We start from the raw sequence: 21,071 nt of genomic DNA on the forward strand, positions 1-21,071 counted from the left end.
GTATCTATCTTTTTTATTTGGATGCTAACTCTTTCCTTCTATTAAATAAGTAAATCAAACAAAACAGGATTTTTATTAAGCTCCATAAATTGAATGTTATTTTCTTTAAAACGGGTAATTAACTGCGCGTAATCTTCTTTATGTTTTAACTCTACTCCGACTAACGCTGGACCATTTTCCTTATTATGTTTCTTAATATACTCAAAGCGCGTAATATCATCTTCTGGTCCTAATCCTTTATCAAGAAATTCTCTTAGCGCACCTGAACGCTGCGGGAATTCAATGATGAAATAATGTTTTAATCCTTCGTAAATGAGAGAACGTTCTTTCATCTCCTGCATTCTATCAATATCGTTATTTCCACCACTTAATGTGCATACAACTGTTTTACCTTTAATTTCATCCTTGTATAGATCAAGTGCTGCAATAGAAAGTGCACCAGCAGGCTCTGCTACAATCGCATTTTTCTTATACAGTTCTAAAATCGTCGTACAAACCTTTCCTTCTGGTACTAAAACGATGTCATCAATTACATCTTTACACGTTTCAAATGTTAACTTTCCTACCTTTTTAACTGCTGCACCATCAACAAAACTATCTATTTTCTCCAATGCGACATTATCGTTTTGAAGAAAAGCCTCTTTCATAGATGCTGCTCCCATTGGCTCTACCCCAATAACCTTTGTAGCAGGACTAACACCTTTCACATATGTACCAACACCTGATGCTAATCCACCACCGCCAATTGCTGTAAAGATATAATCAACTGGTTTCTCCATATCATGCATAATTTCAACTGCCACAGTCCCTTGACCAGCAACCACATACGGATCATCAAATGGATGAACAAACGTCATTCTATTTTCTTCACAATAACGCTGTGCTTCTTGAAAAGAGCTATCGAATGTATCACCAACTAATACAATCTCTGCGAAATCACCACCGAAAAATTGTACTTGCGATACTTTTTGTTTCGGCGTCGTTGTTGGCATAAAGATTTTTGACGGAATCTTCAATAAATTACACGTATAAGCTACCCCTTGTGCGTGATTACCAGCGCTTGCGCAAACAACACCGTTTTGTAATTGTTCTTTCGGTAAGCTTTGAATTAAATTGTACGCACCACGAATTTTGAAAGAGCGAATCAATTGTAAATCTTCTCGTTTTACATAAACGTCACAATCATATTTCTCAGATAAAACTGTATCACGTTGTAACGGTGTTTTAATAACGATATCTTTCATGCAATTATGAGCCATTAAGATATCTTCAATTTTCACTCTCTCCTTTACCTTTTGCACCATTTCATATCATCCTTATCTCTTTTTAATTAGCTCAATCAAAATTCGGGACTTTTAAGACTGCACCTGTATTCGCCGATGTTACCATTTGTGCATAACGCCCAAGCCAGCCCGTTTTCACTTTCGGTTCTGGTCGTTTCCATTCTTTTTTACGCTTATCTAATTCTTCGTCACTCACTCTTACTTCTAACAACCTTTCCTCAACATCGATACAAACGATATCCCCTTGTTCAAGAAGTGCAATCGTCCCGCCCGCAGCTGCTTCTGGTGAAATATGCCCTACCGAAATACCACGTGAAGCACCAGAGAAACGACCATCCGTTAATAGCGCAACATCTGCACCTAATCCCATGCCAGCAATTGCTGACGTTGGTGCTAACATTTCCGGCATACCAGGACCGCCTCTTGGTCCTTCATAACGAATAACAACTACATCTCCTTTCTTCACTTTCCCAAGCATAATACCCGCAAGAGCCTCATCTTGTGAATTAAAAATAACGCATGGTCCTTCAAATCGTTTTACTTCAGTTGCTCCGCTTTTAATAACTGCTCCATCTTTCGCAAGGTTTCCTTTTAATATACGTAATCCCCCTTCTTCACTATGAGGGTTTTCAAGAGAATGAATAACTTCCTTATCTTTAATCTCTGCATGAGCAATATTTTCTCTTAATGTTTGCCCCGTAGCAGTAATACGATCTAAATGAAGTACTCCTTCTTTTCGGCTCATCTCTTTCAAAATTGCACTAATCCCGCCTGCACGATCAATATCTTCCATATGCCAATTGGAAGCAGGGCTTACTTTACATAAATGTGGTACACGCCTTGAAACGGCATCAATACGGCTCATATCATAATCTAGTCCTGCCTCATGTGCGAGTGCTAATGTATGTAACACTGTATTTGTTGAACCGCCCATCGCCATATCAAGCGCGAACGCATCATCAATTGCTTCTTCTGTTACGATGTCTCTCGGTTTAATATCTCTTTCAATTAAAATCTTTAATTTCTCTGCTGCTTGTTTAATTAATTCTTCGCGTCTTGGATCAATAGCTAAAATACTACCGTTACCAGGAAGAGCTAAACCTAATACTTCACATAAACAATTCATAGAATTCGCTGTAAACATACCAGAACAAGAACCACAAGATGGACAGCCATGATCTTCAATATCCTTTAATTCTTCTTCTGAAATTTTCCCAGATTGATATGCTCCTACTCCTTCGAACACAGAACTTAAATCGACAACTTCTCCTTTAGATGTTTTTCCGGCCGCCATCGGACCACCTGAGACAAAAACAGTTGGAATGTTAATACGAAGTGCCGCCATCATCATACCAGGTGTGATTTTGTCACAGTTTGGAATACAAATCATACCATCAAACCAATGTGCATTTACAACCGTTTCTACTGAATCTGCAATAATTTCACGACTCGGAAGCGAATAACGCATACCGATATGCCCCATCGCAATACCGTCATCTACTCCAATTGTATTAAATTCAAAGGGAACCATACCTGCTGCACGCACTGCTTCTTTAACAAGTTTCCCAAACTCATTTAAGTGCTTATGACCTGGAATAATTTCAATAAAAGAATTACAGATTGCTATAAACGGTTTATCAAAATCTTCATCTTTCAAACCAGTTGCTTTTAATAAACTACGATGTGGCGCTTTATCAAAACCTTTTTTAATCATGTCACTTCTCATCTTGTCAAATCCCCTCTTACGTATTTTTCACTTGCAATCTATTACTCTATTTCTTTACTAATTCTTTCGGTGCATCAATCCAGCTCATCATTTCACGAAGCTCCGCCCCTACTTTTTCTAACTGATGATTTTGCTCTGCTTTTTTCATCGCATTATACGTTGGACGCCCAGCTTGGTTTTCTAAAATCCATTTCTTCGCGAATTCACCTTGCTGAATTTCTGTAAGTACTCGTTTCATTTCTTTCTTCGTTTCATCTGTAACAATTCTCGATCCTGTTACATAATCTCCGAACTCTGCCGTATCGGAAATAGAATGGCGCATGTTCGTTAAACCACCTTCGTACATTAAATCAACAATTAACTTTAATTCATGTAAACATTCGAAGTATGCAATTTCAGGGCGATATCCGCCTTCTGTTAACGTTTCAAAACCAGCTTTCACAAGTGCAGTTACACCTCCGCAAAGTACCGCTTGCTCACCAAACAAATCCGTCTCTGTTTCTTCTTGAAATGTCGTTTCAATTACACCTGCACGTGTACACCCTACACCTTTTGCATACGCAAGTGCTACATGTAATGCGGTGCCTGTTGCATCTTGATGTACTGCGACTAATGCCGGAACACCATTTCCTTCTTGAAATACACGGCGAACGAGATGACCTGGACTTTTTGGCGCGACCATTGCTACATCTACGTAACTTGGCGGATTAATTTGTCCGAAGTGAATATTAAATCCATGTGAGAAAAGTAACATTTGCCCTTCACGGAGATTCTCTTCTACTTCTGCTTTATACACATGTGCTTGCTGTTCATCTGGCAGTAACATTTGTACAACTTGCGCGGTTCGAACTGCTTCTGAAACAGACATTACTTCAAATCCATCTGCTTTTGCTACTTCAAAAGACTTACCTGGTCGAACACCAACTACAACTTCCACACCAGAATCACGTAAATTTTGTGCCTGCGCATGACCTTGAGATCCATAACCAATTACCGCAACTTTTTTCCCTTGTAATAACTCTACATTTGCATCTTTCTCATAATACGTTTTCATTTTCCATACACTCCCTATAATTTATTTACTTGCAGTACATCAATTAATTTGTTCAACTGACTAACGAGTAATGTCGCTTCATTTTCAGTACAAACTGCTGTGAGTTTCATTTCAGAAACGCCACTAGTATCTCTTTCGTTTAAATGTAAAGAAGAAATATAATAGCCACGCCGAGCAAAAATCCCACTTATACGTAATAAGACGCTTGGCTCGTTATGAATAACGAGTGAAAAAGTATGACTCATTCTTCCCACCTCTTCATAATCATTTCGTTATTCCCTTTATTTGGCGGAACCATCGGAAATACGTTTTCACCTTCTTCTACACAAAAATCAACTACGACAGGACCTTCATGAGCAATTGCTTCTAACATCACTTGTTTCGCCTCTATTGAATTTGTAGCCCTTAACCCCTTCACTCCATAAGCTTCTGCCACTTTCACAAAATCTGGCGATCCAATTTTTGATTCTGATAAACGATTTTCATAAAACATTTCTTGCCATTGCCTTACCATCCCTAAAAATTTATTGTTTATAATAAATACTTTTACAGGGATGTTATTTTCAGCAATTGTTTGTAGTTCTTGAATATTCATTTGAAAAGAAGCATCACCCGCAATACAAATGACGAGTTCTTCTTCTTTCGCAAGCTGAGCACCAATTGCCGCCGGGAAACCAAACCCCATCGTTCCTAGTCCGCCAGATGTGAGAAAAGTTCGTGGATTTTTCGCTTTATAAAAATGCGCAGCCCACATTTGATGCTGTCCTACTTCTGTCGTAACAATCGCTTCACCATTCGTTAATTCACTTACTAAGCTAATAACATGCTGTGGTTTTAACTCACTTTCTTTTTGATTATAGAAAAGAGGGTATTCCGCTTTCCATTCCTCGGTTTTCATAATCCATTCATCTGTCTGTGTACAAATCTGCATATGTAACAACATGTGTAACGCTTTTTTTACATCTCCAACAACTGGATACTTTACCGCTACATTTTTTTGAAACTCCGAAGGATCTATATCAATATGTACCTTTTTTGAATGGGGAGAAAAGAGTTCTAATTTTCCTGTTACACGGTCATCAAAACGAACACCTAAAGCAAGTAATAAGTCACATTCTGTTACTGCCATATTTGCAGCGTATGTTCCATGCATACCGAGCATTCCTAAAAATAATGAATCTCCCGGCGGATATGCACCTAGTCCCATTAAAGTTGATACGACTGGAATACGATTTTCTCTCGCAAATTTGATAAGTTCATCAGATCCACCTGAATGAATGACACCTCCTCCAATATAAAGAAGTGGGCGTTTCGCTTTTGAAATTTCTTTAGCTACCTCTTTCAGTTTCATACTGTCTGGCATAGGCTCTAGTTTGTACCCTGGAATCTCAATCACTTCATTGTAAAAACTTGTTACATTTTCATTTTGAATATCTTTTGGAATATCAATTAATACCGGCCCCGGCCGCCCGCTTTCGGCGATGTAAAAAGCTTCTTGTACAATGCGCGATAAATGATTCACATCACGAACTTGGTAATTATGCTTTGTAACAGGTACTGTAATTCCAACAACATCTGCTTCTTGAAATCCGTCTTTACCAATTAATGACTTTGCAACTTGCCCTGTAATGACAACTAAAGGAATCGAATCCATATAAGCATCTGCTAAGCCCGTAACTAAATTTGTCGCCCCTGGGCCAGAGGTAGCAAAGACTACCCCGACCTTTCCAGAAGCTCTCGCATATCCTTCTGCCGCATGAATAGCAGCTTGTTCATGACGAGTTAAAATGTGCTTTAAACCACTTCCGTATAACGCATCGTACACTGGCAAAATCGCTCCGCCCGGATAACCGAAAACAGTCGTTACGCCTAAATTCTTCAAGCATTGAATAACGTGTCCAGCTCCTGTCACATCTTCACACTGTAATTTCTCATATGTTGTATACTGTTGCTCCATTTTAATTAACTCCTCTCCCTACCTACAGTAAGCTTTCCACCAATCCTGGAACACGTACTCCTCTTTCCCTCGTTAACTTTTTAAATTCCTCTGTCAATTGTTTCGTTACACTTCCTGGTTTCCCATCTCCAATTTCTCTTGAATCAACTTTTACAACAGGAATTAATTCTGCTGCCGTTCCCGTTAAAAATACTTCATCTGCTACATATACGTCATGGCGAGTAAATGGCCTTTCCTCACATGGAATATGAAGTCGCTCACATAGCTCAATAACACTATTTCTTGTAATACCTTCTAATGCTCCTAAATAGGATGGCGGGGTTAATACTTTTCCATCTTTCACAACGAAAACATTATCTCCAGATCCTTCACAAACATATCCTTGTTGATTTAACATAAGAGCCTCTAGCACTCCTGCTTGTGCCGCTTCAATTTTTACAAGTACGTTATTTAAGTAGTTCATTGACTTAATACGTGGGTCTAAAGCATCTGGCGTATTACGTCTTGATGCAACAGATACAACGCTTAATCCATTATCGTAAAATTCCTGTGGGAATAACTTTAATTGTTCTGCAATGATAATAACGCTCGGTTTCACACAACTTCTCGGATCGAGCCCTAAGTCCCCTTTTCCTCTTGAAACAATTAACCGAATATAAGCATCTGCATACTCATTTTTTTGAAGTGTCTGTAAAACTGCTTCTTCCATTTCGTCAACCGTCAGCGGGATTGTAAGTAAAATAGATTTTGCCGATTCATATAATCGTTTTACATGTTCTTTTAAACAAAATACATTTCCACCGTAACTACGAATCCCTTCAAATACACCGTCTCCGTATAAAAAACCATGATCATATACTGAAACAACTGCCTTTTCTTTTTCTACAAATTCCCCATTCATATAAATGTACTGATTTCCCATCTCACATCGCTCCTCTTTTTTTCTCTCTATTTTTGCAATCTATTTCTATATCGATTGCTGAGATGAGTATTTTTTAACAGAATATTCAGTACATAATTTTTAAAAATATACTCGTCTCAACAATCGATTACATACATACTTGTAGCAATCCATTGCTGAGACGAGGGAATCGTGGTACCACTCAGCTTCCTTACACTTCTCACGAAATATAAGCTCTGCAAGTCCAATTAGACTTTTGTTTTTCTATCGGAAACAACCCCGCTACTTTTTACTAGTTTTCAAAAGTAGTGCTCCGAGGTGATCTTCAATGATGACATTGTTACCACCCTCACAGCATCTGGGTAGCTCTCTGAAACAATTTTTATCATTTACTCTCCTCTTCTACGCATTCTCTTATTTTTAAAAATAAAAACTCTCGCCTCAGCAATCAACTACTACAATTTAGTAGCTTTGATTGCTGAGGCGAGAGTTTCGCGTTACCACTCAGCTTCCTTATACTTCTCACGAAATATAAGCTCTGTAGGTCCAATTAGACCCCCGTCCTTTTACCGGAGACGATGCCGTCGCCCTCTACTCAGTTTCCCTTTCGCAAGCGATGCTCCGAGGTGATCTTCAATGACTCGATTGTTACTACTCTCACAGCCTTGGAGTAGCTCTCTGAAACGATCATAATCATCTACTTTCCTCTTCTTTGCATATACAACATATAAAGTTAGAAAATTCTTAATTAACTTTCATTTGTTAAACGTATTATAGGACGTTGTTCTTTTCATTGTCAACATGTTTTTTGATTTTTTTAATACTACATATATTTTCGAATCTTTTTTATTGCGCAATAAAACTTTTTATATAATACTATATAAAACATATATATTTAGGAGGATTACAACAATGTCCGAAAAAACATACGAACTCGCAACCTTCGCAGGCGGTTGCTTTTGGTGCATGGTAAAGCCGTTTGATGAACTTCCTGGTATTCATAAAGTACTTTCTGGCTATGCAGGTGGTCATGTAGAAAACCCAACATATGAACAAGTAAAAGCGGGTACATCTGGTCATTTAGAAGTTGTACAAATTACATTTGATCCTTCTATTTTCCCATATGAAAAATTACTGGATTTATATTGGCCACAAATCGATCCAACTGATGATGGCGGACAATTTTTTGACCGTGGTCCATCTTATCGCACCGCTATTTTTTATCATAATGAAATGCAAAAAGAACTTGCTGAAAAATCAAAACAAACTCTTGCGGAAAGCGGTATGTTTAAAGAGCCAATCGTAACTGAAATTCGCCCGGCTGCACCTTTTTATGAGGCTGAAGAATACCATCAACATTTCTATAAAAAAAATCCAGAGAAATATGCTACTGAGCAAAAAGAATCTGGCCGTGCAGATTTTATAAAAGAAAATTGGCAAAAAAAATAATAAAAATGCATCGTACCTTTTAAGTACGATGCATTTTTATCTTTGAAAAAAGTACCATACAATGATAAAAACAACAGCTGTTAATGTCCAAAGTATTATCTCATTTTTAGTTTTATTCTTTTTATTAGTCATTTTATTTTCTCCTTATAGCTATTTAACATATTCAAGATTTCCTTTGTTTCATTGTCCACCTTATATATGTGAATACATCCTTACAAATTCTTATAACAAGACCACCAACGATTCCGATTGTAATTGAAATTACTAACATCTGTACAAAACTAAGAGTAGTTGTGTATGTTATGTAGATAACAATACATATAAGTAAAACATCCGGTAAAGAAAGTAAAAACTTTTTAAACATTTCTTTAGCTCTCCTATGTTTTATTTATAAATTATATCTTTTAAAAAAGAAATCTATTACCGTTTCTTAAATAAAAAACCTCCAGTTTAAGCACTAGAGGTTTTCCATTTTATTTCTTCAATCTCTCAATAAAATCCTGCAATTTATCAAGTGATTTCATATTCTGATTACAAGCTACACCATCTTTGCAAATATAGTTTCCCTTTTTAACGAAAGTTCCTGGTATATCACCTTTAATTTCAACTAAAAACATCCCAACTTCTTCATGTCCATGACATAATGAACAAATGCTTTTTTTATTTAAACTTTGGAATGTTCCTTGCAGACCAACAAACTTATTTTTATCATTTTTCGCTATAATAAATTTCCTGCTTGATCCCTTATCAATCCAACTTAAATAAGACAATTCTTTCATATCCAGTTCTTCCATATCAGGCAGTTTTAACTTTTTCGCTTTAGGAAATAATTTTTTTAATGTTTGCGCTGTCACTTCCTGAAACGGAATGACATACGGATTTATTTTCGTTAAAAATGATTCTGCATCTTCTCTATTTTGAACTGTTAATACCGTGTCAATTAACTCCTTCTGCTCATCCGTTAAATTCTCAAATACATGTATTATCTTTTCAATCGCAAGTGATTTTAACGCTTGAATGACTCCTCTATCATTTGCCGTCGCATGCCCATTTGCTAAAATATAAGCTTGTGATTTTATAAAATTGTATTGATCACTTCTAATAAATGCTTCCATCTTTATCACTCCATACAAATTGTTGATCTAGTTTTATTGTATACAATGATTACGTTTTTTGATATGTAAAAGATAACTTGGAAACAAACATTACATACATAGCTTGTACTCTACCGCTGCATTTCCTGACAAAAGAAGCCATCATCTGTTTTCCATTCCGCATATAATACGTCTTCAAACTTAGTAATCCCCTTTTGTTTTATTTGCTTATACAGCCATCCTTCATCAAAACCAGCTTCTCTCAAATTATCTTTCACTACTTTTCCGTCACTAATTAATGAAATTGGTAAGTATACAGGCTTATGTTTTAAACTTAAATCATTTATAGTAGGAGATTCATATTCGCTCTTTTTCAGAACACTTATGTTTCCGTTAGGTTCCAATATCATATATTCAACTTCTCGAATCGAAAAAATATCTTTTTGTTGTCTAAGCATTTGTTGTAATTGGTTAATGTCCAAATGATTTACACTTAATTGTTCACGATCAATCTTTCCATTACGGATAATAATGGAAGGATACCCTTCAAAAAAACTTCTTGTTCCTCTTATTTTTTGAGTTATCACTTCTATAGTATAAATTAAAATTACCCATACAAATACTGAGTATAAAATAGACCACACTTTAATTTTAGGATCATATATTGAATTTCCAACGAGCTCACCAAGGACGATAGCAGAAATAAAATCAAAGGGTGTTAACTGAGATATTTGTGTTTTCCCTAGTATTTTTGTAGCAATTAGTAGAACAAAGAAACCAATTAAAAGCTCTATCGTTATTTGTCCAATATGATTCATAAATGCTCACCTTTCTGCTTTTCACTCAAATGTTCTGTATAGTAAAAAAACGGCACATTTTTCTATTATCTTGTCCATTCATACGTAATATATCCAATACCTACAAGGCAAAAAAGAGTCTAGTTCAAAATAATATTTGAACTAGACTCTTTTATCTTCATTTAGAATACACAATCTTTTTAATCGTTTCTCCGGAAAGAAAATACTCTTCTGCAAGTTGATGAATAGCAATTCCACTTTTAAACGCTTCTTTAATGGCTTTATTTCTTTCATCTAATTGTTTTCTTCCTCCAGATCGTGTGCCCCATTTATAATGTTTCGTTTCTTGTTTTGGAATGTAAATTGTTTCACCTTGTATATACTTTTGAATTTCAGTAATTAAACTTTCTGGTAAAACCGTCGCTGCTTTAACGTATTTCATTTCTGCTCGCCCCTTATTTTTTATGGTTCATTTCAATAAGGTGCAAAGCCAAATATAAAAAATGATACGAGCTCATTTAGGCGATTGTATATTACTTGTCTACCTCACGCAAAGTATCGCCATTTCCATACTTGGCTTTGCATGAGACGCTGCAGTGTCCGGCAATTGAATTGTAATCGCCATGTAAACACCTCCTAATATACCTTTTTCATTACATTATATGATAAATTCCTTCCTCTTGCATCCACATCCTTTTTAAAGCATGAAACTACTTAGTTTGATATAATACTTTTTAGTCCAATCGAAAAGTATAGTGAGGTTGCTTTATGAAAAAGAAAATAATCATTACAATCGTTACATTATTCAGTATTACTGTAGCATTATTTGGAACATACAAATTGATGAATGCAAGAATCTTTCAATTCTTTGGAGATTTAACAAATCGAGTAGAAACAAATGAAAAAGTGATTGCTTTAACTTTTGATGATGGCCCTACTAACAATGTAAAACAAATATTACCGCTACTAGATACATACAATGCAAAAGCTACTTTCTTTTTAATCGGAAATGAATTAGAGAAAAACCTATCGTTAGGAGAAGCTATCGTACAATCTGGACACCAAATTGGAAACCATACATATTCTCATAACAGAATGGTTTTTAAAACACCTTCTTTTATTAAAGAAGAAATCGAAAAAACAAATTCATTAATCCGCCAAACAGGATTTACAGGCGCAATTGATTTTAGACCACCTAACGGGAAAAAACTAATTGGCCTGCCCTATTATTTAAAGAAAAACAATATCGAAACAATCACCTGGGACCTTGAACCTGATACTTTTTATAAATCTGCAACTGATAAAATTGAATATGTTAATAAAAATGTAAAACCAGGTTCTATCATTTTACTGCACTCTATGTATGATGAGTCTAATGAAAATTTACAGACCATAGAAGGTATTTTAGACTCTTTAACTAAAAAGGGCTATCAGTTCGTAACAGTAAATGAATTGCAAAAAAGAGCAAAATAAAAAGGTAGCGTATCCAGAGCGATACGCTACCTTTTTTAAATAATGCCAAGTACATTTAAGAATACGATAATAATCGCAATTGGTGCGATGAAGCGAAGTAAGAATAACCATAATACAAACAATTTATAGCCTTTATTTTTACTTACACCAAGCTCTCTCATTAATACATCTTTCTTCATTTTTAAAGGAACAAAGATAGAAACTAATAAAACACCCAGTGGCATGAGTACATTACTAACTGCATAATCCGCTAAATCAAAGACTGTCTTTCCGAAAATCTTCAGATCGCTTAATATACCAAATGACAATGCTGACGGTACTCCTACAACGAAGATTAATAAACCTACGATTAAAGCCATTTTTTCACGTTTCCCTTTACCTTTTGCAGTTAAAGATGCCACGCTAATTTCTAACATCGAAATCGCTGATGTAATAGTAGCAAAGAAGAATAGTAATAAGAAAACAATGAAGAATAATTTTCCAAATGCCATTTTACTGAAAATAGCTGGCAGTACGATAAATAATAACCCTGGTCCTTGAGATGGTTCCATTCCAAATGCGAACACTACTGGGAAAATTGCAAGTCCTGCAAGTAATGTAATCACAAGCGTTAAAGCTACGATAGAAAATGCTGAACGCGGTAAGCTTTCTTCTTTCGGCAAGTATGAGCTATACGTTACCATTACTGCTACTCCGACTGATAGTGAGAAGAACGATTGCCCCATTGCATATAAAATGACTTCTGATGTTACGTTTGCGAAATCAGGTTGTAAGAAGAAACGAACTCCTTCTCCCGCACCATCTAACGTAAGTGCACGAACGATTAATACAAAGAATAAAACGAATAGTGCTGGCATGAAATATTTATTTACTTTTTCAACACCATTTTGTACACCTTTACTTACGATGAAAATAGTAATAAGGATGAATAATAGCTGTGAGCCAACTGCTAAATACGGATTGGAAATGATTTCACCAAACGTAGCTTCGTATGCCCCATTTCCTTCCCATAGTCTACCTGTAATTGCATTCCATAAGTATAATAAAATCCAGCCTCCTACAACACTGTAGAAAGAAAGTAATATGAAACATGTTACAATCCCTAATTTCCCTAACCATGGCCATAGTGTTTTTGGTGCGATTTCTCTATACGCATCAACGGCCTCTTTTTGTGTACTTCTTCCGATAACAAATTCAGCTAATAATAGCGGTAAACCAATTAATAATGTGAAACCGATGAAAATAAGGAAGAACGCGCCGCCCCCTCCAATTCCGGCCATATACGGGAACTTCCAAATTGCCCCTAGACCAATTGCTGAACCTGCTGCAGCTAATACGAAACCTAATTTCGATGTCCATTGCTGTGAATTCATTTGTTAATCTCCTCTCTTTATCTTTTTCTGTTTTACAATTCGGTATTTATATTGTTCTATCCACACTCTTTTCTAATACGTTCACTTCCTCTCTACTAATAAAAAACGCCCCTACGTAAATACGTAGGGACGACAAAAATATCGCGGTACCACCCTAGTTATGAAGATACAACAAAGTTAGGACCTAAATAAAAAACGCCCCTACGCAAATACGTAGGGACGATAAAATATCGCGGTACCACCCTAGTTATGAAGCCACAACAAAGTAAGACCTAAATAAAAAACGTCCCTACGTAAATACGTAGGGACGATAAATATCGCGGTACCACCCTAGTTGTGAAACAATCTTCACCACTTTATTTGATAACGGTATAAACTACCGTCTTTCATTTCCTCATAATGTGAGATTTATGAAAGATGCTCCAGGACGAACTTCATGAATAATCTATATACTGATTCACACCAACCATCAGCTCTCTGAAATAGGGAGATATTCACTACTATACCCTTTCATTGCCCAAATATTATTTTCCGAATTGATTACTATCATTTTTATCATACATTAAAAATAGTGTCAACTTATATTTTGAATTTTTATGTATTACATTCTATTTAAAAATTCAAAATATGACTTTTAAATGAATAATATTAGAATATTTATGTTCCATACTATATTAACTACTCTAACAGGTTTATAGTAGTATACGATGAATGCAAGACAGCACGAGTAGGAGGAAAGAAATTTGTCTACGTCAAAAGTTTTAAAAGGAACTGCTTTATTAAGCGGGGCCACAATGATTTCACGTATATTAGGTTTTATATACTTCTTCCCTTTTCAATTACTAGTTGGAACGCAAGGGGTTGCTTTATATGGATATGCATACTCTTGGTACGGTATTTTATTAAGCTTTTCAACAGCGGGTATTCCTATTGCCGTTTCCAAATTCGTTGCAAAGCATAATGCGCTTGGTGATTATAGTACAAGCAAAAAATTATACAATTCTAGTGTAAAATTAATGTTGTTTATGGGCTTTTTAGGATTTTTAATTTTATTTATTGGAGCACCGTACATATCACAATTTATTATTCGCTCGAAAACGCCAGATCCACAATTTATCGCTGACGTAACACTTACGATGCGAGCATTAAGTTTTGCACTTATTATCGTACCAGCTATGAGTGTTACACGTGGTTATTTCCAAGGTTTTCAACATATGAAACCAAGTGCTGTTTCTCAAGTCGTGGAACAAATTGCACGTGTTGTTTTCATTTTAGTTGGTAGCTTCATCGTCTCAAAATTATTAGGGGGTTCAGTAGCTTCTTCAGTTGCAGTTGCTACGTTTGGAGCTGTTATCGGAGCACTTGCAAGCGTCTCTATTTTAATGATGTACTGGAAAAAATATAATGGGTTAAAACCTCCCGAAGGTGAATTAAAATCAAGAGCATCGAATATCCCATTAAAAAATATTTATATAGAATTACTTCGCTATGCAATCCCAATTGTATTTGTCGGCATCGCAATTCCACTTTACACGTTAGTAGATCAATATACTGTAGCTGATGTCCTTAGAGCGATGGGAGAGCCGTTAGAAACAGCAAATGCAGTTTTCGCTTATATAACGAACTATGCCCAAAAGTTAATTATGATTCCAGCTTCACTTGCAACTGGATTCTCCTTAACGATCATTCCGGCTATAACGAAATCTTATACAAGCGGGAAATTAGAAGAATTACAAGAACAAATTTCAAAGATATTTCAAGTCTTGTTATTCTTCACGATCCCGGCTGCATTTGGTCTTGCTAGCATCGCTTACGATGCATTCCGCATGGTTTATGTAAATCCTGAAATCGCACTTGGTGGATCACAATATTTAATTTCATTTGCACCGTCTGCTATATTAAGTGCGATTTTCACAGTTTCAGCAGCTATTTTACAAGGAATCGATTATCAAAGAAAAACAATGATTGCATTCTCAGCCGGGATTCTCGTTAAAGTTGTAGTAAATACACCGCTCTTACATTTATTTGGCGGACACGGTGCTGTACTTGGAACCATTCTTGGATACCTCGTTTCCAATAGTATTATGTTGTACTGCATCGTTAAGTTTGCGAAATTTAAAATTGGTGAGACAGCAAAAACAGTATTTCTTATTACAATTTACTCCGCAGCAATGTCTGCTGTTGTGATGGCATTAAAATCAATTTTAACATGGTTAATTCCTGGACAATCTTATATCGAATCACTTCTCATTGTTGTTATATGCGGCGCTGTAGGAGGACTTGTTTACCTTTTATTCGTATTAACTAGTGGACTTGCTTCACATATTCTCGGTGATAGAATTCAACGCTTACCTATACTGGGGAAATTAGTAAAATAAAAAACAAAGAGATGTAACAAGGGTTACATCTCTTTGTTTTTTATTTCGCATATTGAATACGCTTTTGCTGTTCAGCAATATGTAATTCCGGAGCATGGTGTTCTACTAACTGTAATAGCTCCTCGATTAACACTCCTAACTCCTGTATACTATACTCCGGTTTCCCTATTAACGTATTCGCCATACGCTCATATAAGTTTTCAGGCTTAATAATCATTCGTTCCACATTATATGGCATCCATTTAAACGCTGGGTGATGTACATACATTTTATTCAAACCAAATAAGACCCCAAATATATTTCTTTGCGCTTCACAAATAACATCATATAGCATAAGCCAGTCTTTTCGTTTTAAAAGTGCCTCTCGATTATGCCAGCGATTACTTAACCAAAGATTTTCTGAAATCATCCGTTTCGCTAGGTCTTCTGGATATGCCATCACCCTATCTTTTAATTCATTTACTTTCTCTTCCCCATACAAACTAACTCCGTCATGCACGGATGATACGATACATTGTTTTTCATAACTTATATCGTATTGATCCACCACATCCGAAATAACTTTCTCTACTGTTTCTGCTAAAAAGTTACTAATCTCTAATTTAATTCCTTCTTTCGTCAAATATGTTTCCGACCATTCTTCTTCCTCGTAAGGATGGTATGACAAAATTGTTCCACCAATATAGTTAATAGGCCCTTTACGATCCTCATCCTCTGGTGGCATTGACCATAAAATATGTAGTTCTATATCTGAATGTTCATCTTCTAGCTTTCTAGCTACTGAACCAGCTAAAATAATAGCCTCCACTTTCGGATTTTGCCTATAAATCTCCGACATTTCTATTGCTTTCTCTTTTAATCCCACTTCATTTCCCCCTAAAATTGCAGTACACAATTACCTTTTCATTTATCTATTTCGATATTATGCATTGCATTCCCTTTTTAATGTCCCACTAAATCATATTTCTACCCAATAACGCTGAACAATTTCCCCAGTATGAGAAGAAACTACTTCATTTTCTAACACACCGCCAACCTTTTGAATCGTTTTAGCCGAAGCAATATTAGCTTTATCACAAGTTATTAACACTTTCTGCAACCCTAACTTTTGTGCTTCATATAATGCGAGTTTCAATTGTTTTATCGCGTAACCTTGACGACGTTTATTTGGATGTACACTATATCCAATATGACCACTTTCCCGCAATAACTCTTCATTTAATCGATGTCTAATATTCACAAAACCTATAAGTTCCCCTTTTTCAAAGCTTAAAAATTGACTAGATGGTACTCGATTAGCTTTTAAGTTTTCCCCAAGTTCTTGTATATTCACTTTTTCAAACCATTCATCGAGAGAATCAAAATTTTGTAAAGAACTACTGCCATGTGGTTGTTCTCCTGATTGTAAAAACGCATGTTTATATTCCATAATTTCTCCACTATATTCATGTGTTGGTTTTAATAGTTTCATTTTTATTCTCCCCCTCTTACAACCTAAAACAAACACCTTACTCGTAACAATTTCACGAGTAAGGTGTTTTTATCCTTTTCATTCAAATAATCCCATACTCAAATAACGCTCACCTGTATCAGGTGCAATACATAAAACTTTTTTACCAGCGCCTAATCGTTTTGCGATCATAATCGCTGCGTAAACAGAAGCACCTGAAGACGGCCCAACTAACAATCCCTCTTGTCTAGCCAAATTTCTCATTGTCGTTAAAGCCTCTTCGTCTGCAATTTGAATAATTTCGTTATACACTTCTGTATTTAAGTTTTTCGGGATAAATCCCGGACTTGTTCCTACTAGTTTATGAGGACCTGGAACACATCCCGATAGTACGGGAGATCCTTTCGGTTCTACTACTGCGATATATAAGTTTGGTAGTTTCTCTTTTAACGTTTCTCCAGTCCCTGTAATAGTTCCACCCGTTCCAGCCGTTGCTACGAATGCATCAAGCTCGCCATCCATTTGTTCATAAATTTCAAGTGCAGTTGTATAACGATGAATATTCGGGTTTGCTGGATTTTCAAATTGCTGCGGAATAAAACTATTTGGAATTTGTTTCTGCAATTCTAACGCCTTCGCAATTGCTCCTGGCATTCTTTGTTCTGCCGGTGTTAAAACTACTTCTGCTCCGTATGCTTTCAATAAGTTAATTCTTTCTTTAGACATATTATCTGGCATAATTAAAATCGTTTTATACCCTTTTGCAGCCGCGTTCATCGCTAAACCTATCCCTGTATTACCACTTGTTGGCTCAATAATTGTATCTCCTGGTTTAATATGACCATTCTCTTCTGCAACGTGCAATAAATTATAGGCAGCACGGTCTTTCACGCTGCGTGATGGATTAAACATTTCTAGTTTTACATACACATCTGCTGCGTCTTCTGGAATAAATTTAGATAATCTGACGACAGGTGTATCTCCTATTAATTCTGTTACGTTTTCACATAATTTCATAGCGTATCCCCTATTCTATCGTTTTCTTATCATTTGGTAGTAACCATGAAGTAAGTCCAATTAATGGTAGACAACTACATAGTAACATAATGAATTGTAGACTATATATGTCAGCCAATTTCCCAAGAACTACAGAGCCTAAAGCACCGAGTCCAAACGCAAGCCCTACAATTAATCCTGATACCATTCCTACTTTTCCAGGAACAAGCTCTTGCGCATATACAACAATTACACTAAAGCTACTTGAACTAATAAAACCGATACATAAAAATAGCGGTACGACCCACACGAGCGAAACGTGAGGTAATAAAAGTGCGAGTGGCGCTGAACCTAGCATTGAAAATACAATAATTGTTTTCTTTCCAAATCGATCTGCTAATGGACCACCGAAGAAAGTTCCTAACACACCAGCAATCATAAATGCGAATACGAAATACTGAGCATTTTTTATCGATAAACCGTAATGCTCAATTAAGTAAAATTGATAAAAATTCCCGATACCAGCACCGTACCAAGAGCGTACAAAAGTAAGAAAAACAAGAAGTAAAATAACAAATTTAATATGTGTACTTACAATCGCATGTTCCGCCTCAAGCGCAGCCCTCTTTTTTCTTCTCACAGCGCCAGTTGCTAATTCATTTCTATACCAATTTGATACGAAAATTAATAACACAATGCCTACCGCTGCAAAGGCTGTAAAACCTAAAGAACCAATTTGACCGAGCGGAACGAAAATTAACGCTGTAAAAATAGGAGCTAGAGAATTCCCTGTATTTCCTCCCACTTGATAAATCGCTTGCGCTAATCCCCGTTTTGCACCGGACGCCATATAAGCCACTCGGGCACCTTCTGGATGAAAGACTGCGGAACCTAATCCGATAAATAAAACAGAAATAATAACAATAATAAAATTCGGTGCAAATGCAAGTCCGATCATCCCGAGCATACTTGAAAACATACCGAGCGGTAATAAAAATGGTGACGGCTTCTTATCCGAATACATACCAAAAACTGGCTGCATAATCGATGACGTCATATTTAATGCAAACGCAATCCACCCTACTTGCATATAGGATAAATTCATCGTTTTTTCCAAAATAGGAAATAAAGCGGGCACAACTGCTTGCATCGAATCATTTAAAAAATGACCGAAGCTAATCGCAAATAATATTCGATATATTGTCGGTGTTTCTACCGTGTTTTTTTGCGAAACTGCCTGCATATATGAATCTCTCCTTCCTGTACAAAATATATATTTATTACAGTAGGTGTAATAAATTCTGACTTTTGAAACATTTCTATTCTATACTGGTTTCATTTCTTTTTCCAGAAATATCACTTCTTACATAATACATTTTTTCTATACGCTTTATCGGATTTATTTATAGAAATTTTCTATATTTTCTTTTATACTAAGGCAGAGATGAAGGGAAGGTTGACAAATATGAAGAAAAAAACAAAAGGGATCGTTGCACTCTCAATCACATTATCTATGTTTTTAACAGCATGTGGTCAAAAACAAGAGGCAACAACTCCCGGAGAAAAGAAAAAAGAATCTTCAAAACAAGTATTAAACATTGTAGAAGCTGGGGAAATTTCTACACTTGATTCATCTATCGCAACCGATGGATTTTCTTACGCTGCATTAAACAACGTAATGGAAGGATTATATATGCCTGGTCCTGACAATAAACCCGTTCCTGCAGCTGCTGAATCGTACAAACTGAGTGAAGACGGAAAAACATATATATTTACATTACACGACTCAAAATGGTCAAATGGTGATCCAGTGACTGCTCATGATTTTGAATATGCATGGAAACGTGCTGTTAATCCAGAAACTGCTTCTGAATACGCACATATTATGTTCGATATTAAAAACGCAGAAAAAATAAATAAAAAAGAATTACCAATTGATTCATTTGGTGTAAAGGCAATTGATGATAAAACACTTGAAGTACAGTTAGAACACCCTGTTCCATACTTTTTAGGTTTAATGGGGTTTGCAACATTTTATCCTCAAAACCAAAAAGTTGTAGAAGCGCAAGGGAAAAATTACGGGCTTGAAGCTGCAAATGTAGTGTATAACGGACCGTTCCAATTAAGTGAATGGAAACATGATACAAGTTATAAAATGACGAAAAATCCGAACTACTGGGATAATAAAAATGTGAAGCTAAATGAAATTAATGTAAATATCGTAAAAGATACTTCAACAGCCGTTAACTTATTTGAAAGCAAACAAGTAGACCGAATTACGATTAATTCAGAGTTTGTTGATAAATATCAAAAAGATCCGAGCTTAAAGAAAATGGAACGTCCTTCTGTGACGTTTTTCCGATTTAGTCAAAAGAATACTTTATTAGCAAACAAAAATGCTCGTAAAGCTATTTCACTTGCTTTTGATAAACAAGGAATCGCAACAACGATTTTAAATAATGGTTCTATACCTGCGAATGCATTCGTTCCGAAAGGATTCGTAAAAGGACCTGACAATAAAGATTTTCGCAGTACAAGTCATGTAAAAGTAGAAACAAATGTGAAAGAAGCTAAAACACTATGGGAAACTGCGAAAAAAGAAACAAACTTACAAAAAGCTTCCCTTTCAATCATAACAACTGATGAATCTAACGATAAAAAAATTAGTGAGTTTTTAAAAGGTGAACTAGAGAAAAACTTACCTGGCTTAAAAATCACATTACACCCCCTTCCAGTAAAAGCATTTTTAGATTGTGAAGGAAATGGTGATTATGACATTTCACTTTCTACATGGGGACCAGATTATCCTGATCCTACAACATTTTTAAATATGTTCGTTACAGACGGACCGTTTAATAAGATGAGTTACTCAAACAAACAATACGACGAATTAATTGAGAAAACGAGCTCTACTTTAGTAACTGACTTACCAGCACGTTGGAAAGCGTTCCAAGATGCTGAGAAAATCTTACTTGAAGATGATGCAGCTATCGCTCCAATCTTCCAATCAGGACTCGTATATTTAGAACGTCCAACAGTAAAAGATGTTGTTGTTCGTCCATTTGCAGGAATTTATTCTTATAAGTGGGCCTCTATTACAGAATAAGAAAAAGGCGATCCTAACACATATTAGGATCGCC

At 35.9% G+C, this 21,071-nt stretch carries 19 protein-coding genes and 3 other annotated features; of the genes, 4 read left to right on the forward strand and 15 right to left on the reverse strand.

All coding sequences use genetic code 11. The features are described 5' to 3' along the window. Positions 1-41: 41 nt before the first annotated feature. Genes ilvA through ilvE form a run of 6 tightly spaced genes read right to left on the reverse strand, consistent with a single transcriptional unit; the run spans position 42 to position 6,942 of the window. On the reverse strand, positions 42-1,304 hold the full coding sequence (ilvA, locus tag PDQ68_RS13645) for a threonine ammonia-lyase IlvA (protein WP_000250335.1): 1,263 nt from the start codon (positions 1,302-1,304) through the stop codon (positions 42-44). Positions 1,305-1,335: 31 nt separating this feature from the next. Further along, the gene (gene ilvD / locus PDQ68_RS13650; RefSeq protein ID WP_001255810.1) at positions 1,336-3,009 is read right to left on the reverse strand and encodes a dihydroxy-acid dehydratase; all 1,674 of its coding nucleotides are present in this window, start codon (positions 3,007-3,009) and stop codon (positions 1,336-1,338) included. Positions 3,010-3,055: 46 nt separating this feature from the next. Continuing rightward, a complete protein-coding gene (ilvC, locus tag PDQ68_RS13655) occupies positions 3,056-4,063 on the reverse strand; it encodes a ketol-acid reductoisomerase (RefSeq protein WP_016717166.1) in 1,008 nt (335 codons plus the stop codon). A 14-nt stretch (positions 4,064-4,077) separates the two neighbouring features. Beyond that, on the reverse strand, positions 4,078-4,308 hold the full coding sequence (locus PDQ68_RS13660) for an ACT domain-containing protein (protein WP_016717165.1): 231 nt from the start codon (positions 4,306-4,308) through the stop codon (positions 4,078-4,080). After that, positions 4,305-6,020 (reverse strand): acetolactate synthase large subunit, encoded by a 1,716-nt coding sequence (gene ilvB, locus PDQ68_RS13665; protein WP_061183874.1) that lies wholly within the window; start codon positions 6,018-6,020, stop codon positions 4,305-4,307. The genes PDQ68_RS13660 and ilvB overlap by 4 nt, the downstream gene beginning before the upstream one ends. 22 nt (positions 6,021-6,042) lie before the next feature. Further along, entirely contained in the window at positions 6,043-6,942 is a 900-nt protein-coding gene (gene ilvE / locus PDQ68_RS13670; RefSeq protein ID WP_061183875.1) for a branched-chain-amino-acid transaminase, read from the reverse strand. 153 nt (positions 6,943-7,095) lie between these two features. Then, positions 7,096-7,335, reverse strand: a binding site (T-box leader). Positions 7,336-7,397: 62 nt separating this feature from the next. Then, positions 7,398-7,643, reverse strand: a binding site (T-box leader). Positions 7,644-7,833: 190 nt separating this feature from the next. Between ilvE and msrA the strand changes: the two genes are divergently transcribed. Further along, positions 7,834-8,370, forward strand: a complete 537-nt coding sequence (gene msrA, locus PDQ68_RS13675) for a peptide-methionine (S)-S-oxide reductase MsrA (protein ID WP_061131128.1) — start codon at positions 7,834-7,836, stop codon at positions 8,368-8,370. Between the two features lie 163 nt (positions 8,371-8,533). On the opposite strand, the gene PDQ68_RS13680 is transcribed toward msrA, so the two are convergent. The 4 genes from PDQ68_RS13680 to PDQ68_RS13695 all read right to left on the reverse strand — a co-directional run bounded on the left by PDQ68_RS13680 (position 8,534) and on the right by PDQ68_RS13695 (position 10,703). Then, positions 8,534-8,734, reverse strand: coding sequence for a hypothetical protein (locus PDQ68_RS13680; protein ID WP_000473064.1), 201 nt, complete (start codon positions 8,732-8,734; stop codon positions 8,534-8,536). 109 nt (positions 8,735-8,843) lie between these two features. Next, positions 8,844-9,485 (reverse strand): FusB/FusC family EF-G-binding protein, encoded by a 642-nt coding sequence (locus PDQ68_RS13685; protein ID WP_061183876.1) that lies wholly within the window; start codon positions 9,483-9,485, stop codon positions 8,844-8,846. A gap of 110 nt (positions 9,486-9,595) precedes the next feature. Beyond that, positions 9,596-10,282 (reverse strand): DUF421 domain-containing protein, encoded by a 687-nt coding sequence (locus PDQ68_RS13690; protein WP_061183877.1) that lies wholly within the window; start codon positions 10,280-10,282, stop codon positions 9,596-9,598. 157 nt (positions 10,283-10,439) lie between these two features. After that, entirely contained in the window at positions 10,440-10,703 is a 264-nt protein-coding gene (locus tag PDQ68_RS13695) for a CD3324 family protein (protein WP_000878308.1), read from the reverse strand. A gap of 326 nt (positions 10,704-11,029) precedes the next feature. On the opposite strand from PDQ68_RS13695, the gene PDQ68_RS13700 reads away from it, so the two are divergent. Further along, positions 11,030-11,734 (forward strand): polysaccharide deacetylase family protein, encoded by a 705-nt coding sequence (locus tag PDQ68_RS13700; protein ID WP_061183878.1) that lies wholly within the window; start codon positions 11,030-11,032, stop codon positions 11,732-11,734. A 35-nt stretch (positions 11,735-11,769) separates the two neighbouring features. Here PDQ68_RS13700 and PDQ68_RS13705 read toward each other — a convergent pair whose 3' ends face one another. Then, on the reverse strand, positions 11,770-13,107 hold the full coding sequence (locus PDQ68_RS13705) for a sodium-dependent transporter (protein ID WP_001088180.1): 1,338 nt from the start codon (positions 13,105-13,107) through the stop codon (positions 11,770-11,772). Between the two features lie 300 nt (positions 13,108-13,407). Beyond that, positions 13,408-13,630, reverse strand: a binding site (T-box leader). Between the two features lie 220 nt (positions 13,631-13,850). On the opposite strand from PDQ68_RS13705, the gene PDQ68_RS13710 reads away from it, so the two are divergent. Then, a complete protein-coding gene (locus tag PDQ68_RS13710) occupies positions 13,851-15,485 on the forward strand; it encodes a putative polysaccharide biosynthesis protein (RefSeq protein ID WP_000107870.1) in 1,635 nt (544 codons plus the stop codon). A gap of 40 nt (positions 15,486-15,525) precedes the next feature. Here the strand turns inward: PDQ68_RS13710 and PDQ68_RS13715 are convergent, their stop codons facing one another. The 4 genes from PDQ68_RS13715 to PDQ68_RS13730 form a co-directional block, all read right to left on the reverse strand. After that, entirely contained in the window at positions 15,526-16,350 is an 825-nt protein-coding gene (locus PDQ68_RS13715) for a DUF4037 domain-containing protein (protein ID WP_016717158.1), read from the reverse strand. A gap of 93 nt (positions 16,351-16,443) precedes the next feature. Then, positions 16,444-16,956, reverse strand: coding sequence for a GNAT family N-acetyltransferase (locus PDQ68_RS13720; RefSeq protein ID WP_016717157.1), 513 nt, complete (start codon positions 16,954-16,956; stop codon positions 16,444-16,446). Positions 16,957-17,034: 78 nt separating this feature from the next. Next, positions 17,035-17,952 carry a cysteine synthase A gene (gene cysK, locus PDQ68_RS13725; protein WP_061183879.1) on the reverse strand — a complete coding sequence of 306 codons (918 nt, stop codon included), beginning with the start codon at positions 17,950-17,952 and terminating at the stop codon, positions 17,035-17,037. Between the two features lie 10 nt (positions 17,953-17,962). Further along, a complete protein-coding gene (locus PDQ68_RS13730; RefSeq protein ID WP_001149430.1) occupies positions 17,963-19,174 on the reverse strand; it encodes an MFS transporter in 1,212 nt (403 codons plus the stop codon). A gap of 222 nt (positions 19,175-19,396) precedes the next feature. Between PDQ68_RS13730 and PDQ68_RS13735 the strand changes: the two genes are divergently transcribed. Then, the gene (locus PDQ68_RS13735) at positions 19,397-21,037 is read left to right on the forward strand and encodes a peptide ABC transporter substrate-binding protein (RefSeq protein WP_061183880.1); all 1,641 of its coding nucleotides are present in this window, start codon (positions 19,397-19,399) and stop codon (positions 21,035-21,037) included. Positions 21,038-21,071 lie beyond the last annotated feature (34 nt).

Origin of the sequence: Bacillus cereus group sp. Bc010 (assembly GCF_027716745.1) — a bacterium.
Taxonomy (GTDB): Bacteria; Bacillota; Bacilli; order Bacillales; family Bacillaceae_G; genus Bacillus_A; species Bacillus_A pacificus.